Origin of the sequence: Enterobacter sp. A103, assembly GCF_034427535.1 — a bacterium.
In the GTDB taxonomy this organism is placed as follows: Bacteria; Pseudomonadota; Gammaproteobacteria; order Enterobacterales; family Enterobacteriaceae; genus Enterobacter; species Enterobacter asburiae_B.
This window is the reverse complement of sequence record NZ_JAXQPQ010000013.1, coordinates 30,715-42,906: the sequence shown is the minus strand read 5'-3', so window position 1 is coordinate 42,906 and position 12,192 is coordinate 30,715. Positions and strand designations below refer to the sequence as shown.

Annotated in this window: 9 protein-coding genes and 4 tRNA genes; 6 read left to right on the top strand and 7 right to left on the bottom strand. The window is 56.5% G+C overall.

What is annotated here, in order from left to right; all coding sequences use genetic code 11:
- Nucleotides 1–7: 7 nt before the first annotated feature.
- The gene (gene cyaY, locus SPH27_RS21215; protein ID WP_023333807.1) at nt 8–328 is read left to right on the top strand and encodes an iron donor protein CyaY; all 321 of its coding nucleotides are present in this window, start codon (nt 8–10) and stop codon (nt 326–328) included.
- A 95-nt stretch (nt 329–423) separates the two neighbouring features.
- Here the strand turns inward: cyaY and cyaA are convergent, their stop codons facing one another.
- A complete protein-coding gene (cyaA, locus tag SPH27_RS21210; protein ID WP_023309629.1) occupies nt 424–2,967 on the bottom strand; it encodes a class I adenylate cyclase in 2,544 nt (847 codons plus the stop codon).
- Nucleotides 2,968–3,317: 350 nt separating this feature from the next.
- Between cyaA and hemC the strand changes: the two genes are divergently transcribed.
- From hemC to SPH27_RS21185, 5 genes are all read left to right on the top strand, one after another.
- On the top strand, nt 3,318–4,259 hold the full coding sequence (gene hemC / locus SPH27_RS21205; RefSeq protein WP_182072611.1) for a hydroxymethylbilane synthase: 942 nt from the start codon (nt 3,318–3,320) through the stop codon (nt 4,257–4,259).
- Nucleotides 4,256–4,996 carry a uroporphyrinogen-III synthase gene (hemD, locus tag SPH27_RS21200; RefSeq protein ID WP_047059115.1) on the top strand — a complete coding sequence of 247 codons (741 nt, stop codon included), beginning with the start codon at nt 4,256–4,258 and terminating at the stop codon, nt 4,994–4,996. Before hemC ends, hemD begins: the two co-directional genes overlap by 4 nt.
- A gap of 20 nt (nt 4,997–5,016) precedes the next feature.
- Nucleotides 5,017–6,219, top strand: a complete 1,203-nt coding sequence (gene hemX, locus SPH27_RS21195; RefSeq protein WP_182072613.1) for a uroporphyrinogen-III C-methyltransferase — start codon at nt 5,017–5,019, stop codon at nt 6,217–6,219.
- 2 nt (nt 6,220–6,221) lie between these two features.
- Nucleotides 6,222–7,421 carry a protoheme IX biogenesis protein HemY gene (gene hemY / locus SPH27_RS21190; protein WP_039264255.1) on the top strand — a complete coding sequence of 400 codons (1,200 nt, stop codon included), beginning with the start codon at nt 6,222–6,224 and terminating at the stop codon, nt 7,419–7,421.
- A 172-nt stretch (nt 7,422–7,593) separates the two neighbouring features.
- Nucleotides 7,594–8,805 carry an MFS transporter gene (locus tag SPH27_RS21185; protein WP_182072615.1) on the top strand — a complete coding sequence of 404 codons (1,212 nt, stop codon included), beginning with the start codon at nt 7,594–7,596 and terminating at the stop codon, nt 8,803–8,805.
- Between the two features lie 507 nt (nt 8,806–9,312).
- Here SPH27_RS21185 and SPH27_RS21180 read toward each other — a convergent pair.
- The 6 genes from SPH27_RS21180 to wecG all read right to left on the bottom strand — a co-directional run bounded on the left by SPH27_RS21180 (nt 9,313) and on the right by wecG (nt 12,188).
- Nucleotides 9,313–9,389: transfer RNA gene (locus SPH27_RS21180), tRNA-Pro, on the bottom strand.
- Nucleotides 9,390–9,434: 45 nt separating this feature from the next.
- Nucleotides 9,435–9,520: transfer RNA gene (locus tag SPH27_RS21175), tRNA-Leu, on the bottom strand.
- 22 nt (nt 9,521–9,542) lie between these two features.
- Nucleotides 9,543–9,618: transfer RNA gene (locus tag SPH27_RS21170), tRNA-His, on the bottom strand.
- A gap of 67 nt (nt 9,619–9,685) precedes the next feature.
- Nucleotides 9,686–9,762 (bottom strand) — tRNA-Arg (locus tag SPH27_RS21165).
- A 102-nt stretch (nt 9,763–9,864) separates the two neighbouring features.
- Complete coding sequence (gene thrP / locus SPH27_RS21160; RefSeq protein ID WP_023309635.1) at nt 9,865–11,250, bottom strand: bifunctional threonine/serine APC transporter ThrP; 1,386 nt, start codon at nt 11,248–11,250, stop codon at nt 9,865–9,867.
- Nucleotides 11,251–11,447: 197 nt separating this feature from the next.
- A complete protein-coding gene (wecG, locus tag SPH27_RS21155; RefSeq protein ID WP_207167884.1) occupies nt 11,448–12,188 on the bottom strand; it encodes a lipopolysaccharide N-acetylmannosaminouronosyltransferase in 741 nt (246 codons plus the stop codon).
- Nucleotides 12,189–12,192: the final 4 nt, after the last annotated feature.

The window sequence follows — 12,192 nt, the reverse complement described above, 5'->3', positions numbered from 1 at the left end:
CAAAACCATGAACGACAGTGAATTCCATCGCCTTGCCGACAACCTGTGGATGACCATCGAAGAGCGTCTTGACGACTGGGATGGCGACAGCGATATCGATTGTGAAATCAACGGCGGCATTCTGACCCTGAGCTTCGAAAATGGCAGCAAAATTATTATTAACCGCCAGGAGCCGCTTCACCAGGTGTGGCTGGCCGCGAAACAGGGCGGCTATCATTTCGATCTGAAGGACGGGGAATGGGTTTGCGACCGTAGCGGCGTACCGTTCTGGGATCTGCTGGAACAGGCGGCGACCGCGCAGGCGGGTGAGGCTGTGAGTTTCAGGTAGTTTTGTTGCCGGGTGGCGCTGCGCTTACCCGGCCTACGGGTTCGAGCTGTTGTAGGCCCGGTAAGGCGTAGCCGCCACCGGGCGAGCGAAAAGGCTCAGGAGAAATACTGCTGCAACAGCGGCGCGGTGTCCTGATTGGCAGGCGCGGCAGGCGTTACGGCCTGGGTACGGAACGGGATCACCTGCGTACGTCCGTCGACGTTCACAATCTGGTAGAACTGCGGCAGGTTAAAGTTGATAAAGCTTGAGCCGTAGGTGAAACGGTCATGCGAAGAGGAGTAGAAGCGGCTGACGTCGCGCACCAGCTCCTCTTTACTGCCTTCACAGTGGTGATACACCTCGGCGCGGTTGGTTTCATCCAGAATGTAGATGTTGAACCCGGCATCGTCGCCCGACTCTTCAAAGAAGAACTGAATAATCCCTTCGCTGGCGAATCCGTCCACTACCTGCGGGAGCTTAACGTGGTTGGTTTCCACCTGCACCGACAGGCCATGCAGCTTGTTGTGTGAAATCGCGCCGTAGAACTCGATGGCGTTTTCCAGCTTCTGTACCGACACGTTCAGACGTTCGAAGAACAGGCCCCAGGTCTGACCGGAGACGCGCAGCGCTTTAAAGCGTCCGGTTTCCTGGCGGGTGCTGGAGAGACGCAGTTCGATACACTCGGAAACCAGCTGCTGCACGCGGGTACGAATTAAACCGCGCAGGTGCTGGCTGTAGCAGAACACCTCAACGCTGTCCGGCGGTGCGGCATCCTGGTGCATCTTGCCGAGAATCGTTTTCAGCGCTTCGATCATCGCCTGCTCGCCGTTGAAATGCAGGGTACGCACTTCGTTCCACGAGTTGCGGTACAGCAGATCGACGCTGCCGACCAGGCAGTTTTGCTGCTCGCCAAAGCTGAAGACGTCCAGCTTGCGGAAGTCAAAATGAACCACCTGATTGCGGAAGGCCGCCGTCGGGTCGTATTCCAGGTTGACGATAATCGCCAGATGGCGAATTTCGCACGGGCTGTAGAGCGCTTTCGGCGTTGGGGCAGGCAGACGCAGCGGGAAGTGGTGCGACACATCCGCGACCATCTCCTGCAGCTTAGCGAGATCTACCACCTCGTTACCTTTGATAAACAGGCGCGTGCGCGAGGTCAGCAGGCCGTTAAACCAGGCCCAGGCCACCAGCTTGTTCAGGTAGCGGTTATACTCCAGCGGCTGATGGCTGATGATTGAGTCCATGCTTGGCGCACGGTTATACAGATACCATCCGGTGCGGTTTGCGCGGCCCGGCGGCACGTAGATAAAGGTCAGGTTCGGTTCTGACAGGTCTGGCGAAATCTGCGGGTTAACCAGGGTGACTTTGCCCGGCAGCGCTTCAAACGCGGCGTACAGCTTACGGGTCAATACCCCGATGTCCTGCGGGCTGGCGGAAACGCTGAGGTTGTTACGGCGCGCAAAGCGGATCAGGTTACGGTAGCTTTGCATCATCGCATCGAGCAGTTCGTTGTGCGCTTCACGCACCTGATCGATTTTCCAGTTGGCCCGGTTGTCGAGCATGGACAGACGTGCTTCGTCCCATCCCCACTCTTTCACTAACTGACTGACCACTTCACGACGCCAGCCCACGCAGGCGCGCTCGCGGCTCAATTTCTCACAGACTTTGAGATAGAAACATCGACGCACCAGGTCAAGACGCGTGGTGTCATCAATAGCTTTCAGGTATTCGGTCACGCGCTCCAGCATCATGCAGTAAGCGTCCAGCCCGAAGGAGACGATCTCCCCGTCGTGCAGACGCTGCTTGATATCTTTCGCCAGCAGGCGCGGCGTAGGGTATTCCCAGGAATAGGCTTCCAGCAGCAGCGTTTTCAGCACCGCTTTGTACGGTGAGTCGATACTTTTATAGAGCTGCCAGAGGCTTGCGCCAAAGTACTCTTCGGCTGACAGAGAGCTGAGGCCGCCGAGGTCCAGCCATTCGTTTGGCGTCAGTACACCCTGCGCGTAAAGCGACATGACGTAGTCATCGTAATGCTCTTCTTCTTCGCAAGGGACCATATTCCACAGAATACGCTTTCCGGCCAGACGCACAGCAGTACGGTAAAATTCATCCAGCAGTAAGATGTGCTGGGTCGAGCCGCAGTCCTCACCACCCAGACTGCCGCTTTCATTATGGCGGAAACGGTTTTCATCAATCAGGAAGAAGCTTACTTCCACGCCAAGCGAGGCCGCCCAGCTCTCCAGCAGGCTGCACTTGCGTTGCAGCAGCTGACGCTCGTCGTTATCGAGCCAGGACTGATGGCAGACCCAGATGTCCAGGTCCGAAGAACAGCTTTGCCCTACCGATGAGGTGCTCCCCATAGAGTAAACGCCGGTAATCGGCAGTTCACCTTTTGGAGACTCCTGTGGCGGCATGCCGCGGTAGAGTTCCAGCTCGTTCAGGTAATGCTGTTGGGTTTCATCAGGCGTGAAAAGGCAAATGCCTTGGGGAACGTTACCGTCAAGGTAGCCAGGCATCAGCGGATGGTGATAGTGCAATAATGTCGGCAGCAGACTGTATACCTGCTGGAAAGCAGGGCCCATGGCAGCAAGCGCGCGATCCACACGCAGTTGATTAATGGCATCCAGTCTCTGTTTCAGAGTCTCAATATAGAGGTACAAGACGTATCGCCTGATGTTTCCGGGTGTCGCAAGCTATTCAAAACACGAATAACAGCGGACCCGCAGTATTTCAAAAAGATAACCGTTACCCTTTTTCGCCCTTATCATTTTTGGTGGTAGCGACGAAAAAATGGTCTAAAACGTGATCAATTTAACACCTTGCCGGTTGACCGTAAAGAAAGATGCGCTACATACAAGTGTAGCACCGTTCTGTACGTGTAAATTCCTGAATACGGCTATGGCTGACGAATACGCCGCCTTGTCCCTCTCACGCTTCATCAACCGTAAAACTGCCATCCCAGAGTCAACAATGTTAGGATGGTTAGCGATTGATAATGACGGTAACAAGCATGTTAGACAATGTTTTGAGAATTGCCACACGCCAAAGCCCCCTCGCGCTCTGGCAGGCACATTATGTGAAGCAGCGCCTTGAAGCCTGCCACAGTGGATTGCGCGTCGAGCTGGTGCCGATGGTCACGCGCGGTGACGTGATCCTCGATACGCCCTTGGCGAAAGTGGGCGGCAAAGGCCTGTTTGTCAAAGAACTGGAACTGGCATTGCTTGAGAACCGCGCCGATATCGCCGTCCATTCAATGAAAGACGTGCCCGTCGAGTTCCCGGAAGGGCTGGGGCTGGTGACCATCTGCGAGCGCGAAGATCCGCGCGATGCGTTTGTCTCTAACCACTTTGACTCGCTCGACGCGCTGCCGGAGGGTAGCGTGGTTGGCACGTCCAGTTTACGCCGTCAGTGTCAGCTGGCAGAGCGCCGTCCTGACCTGATCATTCGCTCGCTGCGCGGTAATGTCGGCACGCGTCTGGGCAAGCTGGATAACGGCGATTACGATGCCATTATCCTCGCCGTTGCCGGCCTCAAGCGTCTGGGGCTGGAGTCGCGCATTCGCGTGGCGTTGCCGCCAGAGCTGTCGCTCCCGGCCGTGGGCCAGGGTGCCGTCGGCATCGAGTGCCGTCTGGACGATGCGCGTACCCGCGAACTGCTCGCACCGCTGAACCATGACGAGACCGCTATCCGCGTAAAAGCCGAGCGTGCGATGAATACCCGCCTCGAAGGAGGATGTCAGGTACCGATTGGCAGCTATGCTGAATTAACAGAAGGTGAGCTGTGGCTGCGCGCGCTGGTGGGCGCTCCGGACGGTTCCCATATGGTACGCGGCGAACGTCGCGGTAAAGCGCAAGATGCCGAGCAGCTTGGCGTGTCGCTGGCGGAAGAACTGCTGGATAACGGCGCCCGCGAGATTCTGGCTGACGTTTATAATGGAGAGCCCCCTGCATGAGTATTCTTGTCACCCGCCCTTCTCCCGCAGGAGAGCAGTTAGTGAGCCGTCTGCGCACACTTGGGCAGGTGGCCTGGAGTTTTCCGCTCATTGAATTCTCCCCCGGTCGGGAGCTCTCCGCGCTCGCCGACCAGATGAATACCCTTCAGGAAGGCGACCTGCTGTTTGCGCTGTCGCAACATGCCGTGGAATTTGCCCACGCGCAGCTGCAACAGCAGGGTTTAGCCTGGCCACTTGCCCCCCGCTATTTCGCGATTGGCCGCACAACGGCACTGGCGCTGCATACCGTAAGCAGCGCGGACGTTCGTTACCCGTTAGATCGGGAAATCAGCGAAGTCTTGCTACAATTACCTGAATTACAAACTATTGCCGGAAAGCGTGCGCTCATTTTGCGCGGCAACGGTGGCCGCGAACTGCTGGGCGAAACGCTGCGTGAACGTGGTGCAGACGTGACGTTCATTGAGTGCTATCAGCGCTGTGCAAAACACTACGATGGCGCGGAAGAGGCGATGCGCTGGCACGCGCGCGGCATTAATACGCTGGTGGTCACCAGCGGTGAAATGTTACAACAGCTTTGGTCGCTGATACCGCTTTGGTATCGCGAAAACTGGTTACTCCGCTGTCGGCTTCTGGTCGTCAGTGAGCGTCTGGCGAACCAGGCTCGGGAACTGGGCTGGCAGGATATTCGGATCGCTGATAACGCCGACAACGATGCGCTGCTGCGCGCATTACAATAACTCTCAAATGGGAAGCCATAATGACGGAACACGACAAATCCTCCGCCGTGGTTGAAGAGACCAGGGAGACTGTGGAGAAGACGCCACAGCCAGAGACGACTGAGAAAACCGCTGAGAAGAAAAACGGCAGCAACAAAACGAGCCTCGCGCTGAGCGCGATTGCCATTGCCATTGCGCTGGCAGCAGGGGTTGGCCTGTACGGCCTGGTGAAGCAACAGGGTGCTAACCAGACGTCCACCAGCGATGCGCTGGTGAATCAGCTCACTGCCCTGCAAAAAGCGCAGGAGACGCAGAAAACCGAGCTCGAAACGGTGATTAAGCAGCAGGCCGCCGCGCTTGCCGAGGCGAACAGCAAACAGGAAGAGCTGGCTAAACAGCTGGGCGACGTGCAGCAGAAAGTCGCCACGATTTCCGGTACCGATGCCAAAACCTGGCTGCTCTCGCAAGCTGACTTCCTGGTGAAGCTCGCCGGACGTAAGCTCTGGAGCGATCAGGACGTCACCACTGCCGCCGCGCTGCTGAAAAGCGCCGACGCGAGCCTGGCAGACATGAACGACCCGAGCCTTATCGCGGCCCGCCGCGCGATCACCGAGGACATCGCCAGCCTCTCCGCCGTCTCGCAGGTGGATTACGACGGCATTATCCTCAAGGTGAACCAGCTGTCGAATCAGATTGATAACCTGCAGCTGGCGGATAACAACGACGACGATTCCCCGATGGATTCCGACGGTACCGAGCTTTCCAGCTCCCTGAGCGAATGGCGCATAAACCTGCAGAAAAGCTGGCAGAACTTTATGGACAGCTTCATCACTATCCGCCGTCGCGACGAAACCGCCGTGCCGCTGCTGGCGCCGAACCAGGATATCTATCTGCGCGAGAACATTCGTTCCCGCCTGCTGGTGGCGGCTCAGGCCGTGCCGCGTCATCAGGAAGAGACATACAAACAGGCGCTGGATAACGTCTCGACGTGGGTACGCGCCTACTACAACACCGATGATGCGACGACCACCGCCTTCCTCGAAGACATTGATAAGCTGAGCCAGCAGAACATCACCATGAACGTGCCGGATAAGCTGGCCAGCCAGCCGATTCTGGAGAAACTGATGCAGACGCGCGTACGTAACCTGCTGGCGCAGCCGGGCGTACCGGCAGAGCCGACGGACGGAGCGGCACCTGCTCCGGCTCCGGCTCCGGCGCCTGAAAGCGCACCACAAGGAGAGTAATGATGCTAAAAGTTCTCTTACTCTTCATCCTGCTGATCGCCGGGATCGTGCTGGGACCTATGCTTGCGGGTCATCAGGGTTACGTCCTGATCCAGACGGATAACTACAACATTGAAACCAGCGTAACCGGCCTGACGATCATTCTGATCCTCGGCGTGGTGGTGCTGTTTGCGATCGAGTGGATCCTGCGCCGTATTTTCCGCACCGGTGCCCACACGCGCGGCTGGTTCGTTGGTCGTAAACGCCGCCGCGCCCGCAAGCAGACCGAACAGGCGCTGCTTAAGCTTGCCGAGGGTGACTATCAGCAGGTTGAAAAGCTGATGTCGAAAAACGCCGACCATGCCGAACAGCCGGTAGTGAATTATCTGCTCGCTGCCGAAGCGGCGCAGCAGCGCGGTGACGAAGCCCGCGCCAATCAGCATCTGGAGCGGGCGGCAGAGCTGGCTCACGGCGACCCGATTCCTGTAGAAATCACGCGCGTTCGCCTGCAGCTGGCGCGCAATGAAAATCACGCGGCGCGTCACGGTATCGATCGCCTGCTGGAAGTTGCGCCACGTCATCCGGAAGTGCTGCGTCTTGCCGAGCAGGCGTATATTCGTACCGGCGCCTGGGGCTCGCTGCTGGACATCATTCCGTCGATGGCGAAGGCCGAGGTGGGCGACGATGAACATCGTGATGAGCTTCAGCGTCTGGCATGGATTGGCCTGATGGATCAGGCGCGCGCCGACCTGGGCAGCGACGGTCTGAAAACGTGGTGGAAGAATCAGAGCCGTAAGACGCGCCAGCAGGTTCCTCTGCAGGTCGCCATGGCGGAACATCTTATTGAATGTGACGATCATGACACGGCTCAGGAGATCCTCCTCGATGGCCTGAAGCGCCAGTATGACGATCGTCTGGTGATGGTGATCCCGCGTCTGAAAACCAATAATCCTGAGCAAATCGAAAAAGTGCTGCGTCAGCAGATTAAAACCGTCGGTGACCGCCCGCTGCTGTGGAGCACGCTCGGTCAGTCGCTGATGAAGCACGGAGAATGGCAGGAGGCGAGCCTCGCCTTCCGCGCGGCGCTGAAGCAGCGTCCGGACGCGTTTGATTACGCGTGGCTTGCCGATACGCTGGACAAGCAGCACAAGCCAGAAGAGGCAGCCGCCATGCGGCGTGACGGATTGCTGTTAACGCTGCAAAATAACGGTGCGCAGCAGTAAATAAAAAGGAGGCCAGAGGGTCTCCTTTTTTTATCGCCTTTCTCCTGCTACATTCTTTGCACCCACATCCGCAAACGAATCCGCCAATGTAACGATGTCTTTTCATTAACCTTTTTTCACACACGCGCACATTTTGCAGCGTGGACTAAATCGTTTTTGAAAGGAAATCTCAATGAACTCGCTTTTGTATGCGCTTATCCAGGCGCTGCGCTGCCACCGCTGGCTGCGCCTGCTTGCCTGTGCTTTTATCTTTTCTTCACTGGGGAATGGCTTAACCCAGGTCGTGGTCTTCGGTTTGCTGCTGGCGTGGTCAGCCCCGCCCGCTCTGCTTACTCTCGCTTTTCTTTTCGCTACGGTACCAGGGTTCATCGGCAGTATCTTCGGCGAAAAGCTGTGCTCGCGCTTTTCGCCGATATCCCTGCTGATACTGACCGAGGGGCTGGGCCTGCTCGCCCTGCTCTTTCCCCTGCTTGGTGTGGGTTACCACAGCGTTGCCGCATTGCTCGCCGTGCAATCCACCGAAGCCCTGCTCAGCGGGATGAGCTGGCCCGCGCTGACTTTGCTCTTTAAGCGCGGACTTAGCGAAGCGGAGCTGCCCGCTGCAACCTGTCTGGAAAATGTGATTTTTGCTTCTCAGGTGTTGTTAGGGACCGGCCTGGGCGTGGTGCTGTTTCAGAAGACGTCCGTGTTTACCCTGCTGGCCATTGATGCCGCCAGCTTTCTCGGGTCAGTGGTACTGCTATGGCTGGCTGGGCGCCGGTTTTCTCCGGCACCACATCCCACCGCTATGGAAAGGGGAGTTTCTGCAACATTACGCTGGCAGGCGTTGACCGTTCGGCAGAAACGCAGCCTGCTCATCCTGCCGGCGCTGGCCGCCGTCGGCTCACCGGCGATGGCGCTGCTTCCGGCACTGGCCCAGCAGCTCCGTCCTCAGGATGCGGCGGGCCTTGCTTTGCCTCTGCTTTTCGCGAGGAGTCTGGGGCAGCTTTGTGGCCCCCTGCTGCTAAAAAAAGAGAGCCTGACGCGCTTTGCGGCCCACACGCCGCGAATAATCGTTTGCCTCAGCATCTTTCTGGCCGCTTATGGCATGCTGCCTTTTTTGTCCGGGTGGACGGTATGCGCGCTGGGGATGATCTTTATCGCGCATCTGGCCTCGAATGTTCTCTTCGCAGCGGGCACGTTTGGGGTACTCAGTAGTTTTCCTCTCACGCAAACCGCTTCGGCCAGCGGTAAAGCCTGGCGCTGGCAAACGCTCAGCGCCTCTCTTTTCACCGGCATTGCAGCGGCGGTAGCTTCAGGGTTTGGCTCCGTACAGGCGCTCTATGCTGTCTCTGTATCGGCCCTGCTGATGGTTGCCCTGATCATGCGCCTGTATCGGGAATAAGGCATAAAAAAACGCCTGCTATAAAAGCAGGCGTTAAAACAGGTCTGTAAGACAACATATTTGGTGCTTCACTCAACGTTGTGTCCATGGTGTCTGATGAGGCCGAAGCGACATCTGTCAGTGGACGATAAGCACCGTAAATGGCTCTGCGTCATTCCTGAGTTTATGAGGCACTAAGGCGAACATAAGAGATGGAATGAGCATCTACACGCATATTATTGCACGTAACGTGCCAACATGACACCCAGAACTTTTACACGACGCAACATTTTAAGATAAAAGGAAATTATGCTGCCTGGCGCCGTCTTAGGCTCTACAACGTATCGGGAAAAGGCGGGAATATGTCGCCAGGAGGAGACAGCAAAACCCATAAATAGTTATTTATTTAATTTTCAATGAGTTGCATGTCGCTGGATTGCGACAAAGAAAAAGGGCGCTGTCGGGGCATGACTACAGGAATGAGAGCTCGCAGAAAACAAAAAACCCCGCCGAAGCGGGGTTCAAAATTGGTCGGCGAGAGAGGATTCGAACCTCCGACCCACTGGTCCCAAACCAGTTGCGCTACCAAGCTGCGCTACTCGCCGATGTACTGCTTTTTGAATTTTTAGTTCAATTCATTTAAAAAGTCGTGGTGCGAGGGGGGGGACTCGAACCCCCACATCCAAAGGACACTAACACCTGAAGCTAGCGCGTCTACCAATTCCGCCACCTTCGCAATTCACAACTCTTTCAAATAATGGGGTGGCTAATGGGATTCGAACCCACGACAACTGGAATCACAATCCAGGGCTCTACCAACTGAGCTATAGCCACCACTGTATTCTTTCACGCGGTACTGACTACTTCTCAGACCACCGCAGCTCTAGCGCCGGGACTAAAATGGCGCGCCCGACAGGATTCGAACCTGAGACCTCTGCCTCCGGAGGGCAGCGCTCTATCCAGCTGAGCTACGGGCGCTTAGCGCCGTTGCGGGGCTGGATATTACGTACCTCCGTCCCCGCTGTCTAGTGCTTTTTTGAAAAAAATGCGCGTTTGGTTATGGTTTGCACATTTTGCCGCTTATTCCTCCACTTTCTGCGTGGTGCCGCGGCGACCCAGGCCAAAAAGCTTATATGCAGCCGTTACAGCCGCCAGGAAGATCATCCCGACAAACAGCGACATGCGGGTATCTTCATTAAAGTACATGCCGATTAATACGCAAATCAGGAACGCCATCGTCAAATAGTTCGCATAGGGGAACAGAATTGAGCGGAACGGATGGCTTTCAATCGCTTTTTTATGCGCATGACGGAAACGCAGCTGGCTGATGAGGATAACAAACCACGGCACCATGCCCGGCAGTACGCTGGCGCTGTAGACGTAAACGAACACGCGCTGCGGGTTAGGAATGATGTAATTCAGGCAAGAGCCAATCAGCAGGATTACAATGGAGACCGCCACACCCGCCACCGGTACGCCGGCACGTGAGACTTTACTCATCGCCGCAGGCAGCTGGTTATTCTTCGAAAGCGCATAGAGCATACGCCCGCAGCTGTACATCCCGCTGTTACAGCCTGACAGCGCTGCCGTCAGGACCACAAAGTTGATGATACCCGCCGCCGCCGTGATACCAATTTTGGCGAAGGTTAATACAAACGGGCTACCCGTCGTGCCAATTTCGTTCCACGGGAAGATGGTCACGATGACGAAGATCGCGCCCACATAGAAAATCAGGATACGCCACAGCACTTTGCCCACCGCGCTACGCAGCGTGACCTGCGGGTTTTTCGCTTCACCGGCGGTAATACCGATCAGCTCCACGCCCTGATACGAGGCCACAACGATACACAGCGCCGTCAGGAAGCCCTTCCAGCCGCCGGCGAAGAAGCCGCCGTTTTCGGTCAGGTTGCCAAAGCCGATAGCGTGCCCACCGTTGCCAAAGCCGAAGAAAATCACGCCCAGGCCGACGACAATCATCACGATAATCGTGGTGACTTTGATCATTGCGAACCAGAACTCAATTTCACCGTAAAGGCGCACGGCGGCCAGGTTTGCCAGCGCCACCAGCCCCACGGCAATGAGCGCGGGTATCCACTGGACCATGTCCGGGAACCAGAACTGGACGTAGACCCCTATCGCGGTGATCTCTGAGATGCCCACCGCCATCCACATAAACCAGTATGACCAGGCCGTCAGGTAGCCGAAGAAGGGGCTCATATAGCGATGCGCGTAAACGGCGAAAGAGCCGGTTACCGGCTCCAGGAAGAGCATTTCGCCCATGGAACGCATAATGAAGAAAACAAACAGCCCGGCGATAATATACGCCAGTAATACGGAAGGGCCTGCCCATTTGAGCGTGCTTGCGGAGCCCATAAACAGGCCCACGCCGATAGTGCCGCCCAGCGCTATCAGTTCAATATGACGAGCTTCCAGCCCACGCTGTAGCTCCGGTTGTTTCTCTGCCATAGATCCTCGATTGTGTTTGCTGTTTCCCGGCTTAATACCGGGTATTGTTTTTTAGGGGTACTAAAATACGGAGCGAATGGTTTCCTAAAATCTGCCAAATGGCAAACGATGCATTAAAAAAATGAATGCATTGCACAGATTATCAGCAGTTTTGCAGGCGAGTTGCAGCGCGAATAGCATATCGCGCTACATTTTGATTACATTTTCCCGGTGTAATGCCAGGCGAGGTAGCGAAGCAGACGGATCTGTCGTTTAATGCGCGTCGGTTGCGATAGCAGGCGGTACAGCCACTCCAGCCCCAGATTTTGCCAGACCTTTGGCGCACGCTTAACGTGGCCGGTAAAGACGTCGTACGTGCCGCCGACGCCCATGTAGAGGGCATCCGGACAGACCAGACGGCAGTCGCGCATCAGGATCTCCTGGCGCGGGGAGCCCATCGCCACGGTGACAATTTTCGCCCCGCTGTCACGAACGCGCTCAAACAGAGCCTGTCGATCTTCCGGTTTGAAGTAACCATCCTGGCTGCCGACAATATTAACACTCCATTGACGACGCAGTTTCTCCTCCGTCTGGGCCAGTATCTCCGGCTTTCCGCCAATCAGGAACACGGGCGTACCCTGCGCACCTGCCCGGGCCATAAGCTGCTCCCAGAGATCGGCCCCCGCCACGCGGGATACATTAGCGTCAGGATACTTTTTACGGATAGAGCGGACCACGCTGATCCCGTCCGCGTATTTAAATTCAGCCGCTTCAATCAGGCTTTTGACTTCCGCATTATCCTCAACCGCCAGCATTTTTTCCGCGTTGATGGCCACCAGCATACCGGATTTCATCTGGCCGTCGGCGAACAGAAAGTCCAGCGCGTGCTGCATGTCGCGCCAGCCAATAAGCTGCAGGCCACGTAGCGCGTAGCGCGGTGCAGAAATTTTATCAGTCATTACT

Bases quoted from the DNA above. Each gene is read 5' to 3' on its own strand.
- cyaY (WP_023333807.1), top strand. From the start codon at position 8: ATGAACGACAGTGAATTCCATCGCCTTGCCGACAACCTGTGGATGACC.
- hemC (WP_182072611.1), top strand. From the start codon at position 3,318: ATGTTAGACAATGTTTTGAGAATTGCCACACGCCAAAGCCCCCTCGCG.
- hemD (WP_047059115.1), top strand. From the start codon at position 4,256: ATGAGTATTCTTGTCACCCGCCCTTCTCCCGCAGGAGAGCAGTTAGTG.
- hemX (WP_182072613.1), top strand. From the start codon at position 5,017: ATGACGGAACACGACAAATCCTCCGCCGTGGTTGAAGAGACCAGGGAG.
- hemY (WP_039264255.1), top strand. From the start codon at position 6,222: ATGCTAAAAGTTCTCTTACTCTTCATCCTGCTGATCGCCGGGATCGTG.
- SPH27_RS21185 (WP_182072615.1), top strand. From the start codon at position 7,594: ATGAACTCGCTTTTGTATGCGCTTATCCAGGCGCTGCGCTGCCACCGC.
- thrP (WP_023309635.1), bottom strand. From the start codon at position 11,250: ATGGCAGAGAAACAACCGGAGCTACAGCGTGGGCTGGAAGCTCGTCAT.
- wecG (WP_207167884.1), bottom strand. From the start codon at position 12,188: ATGACTGATAAAATTTCTGCACCGCGCTACGCGCTACGTGGCCTGCAG.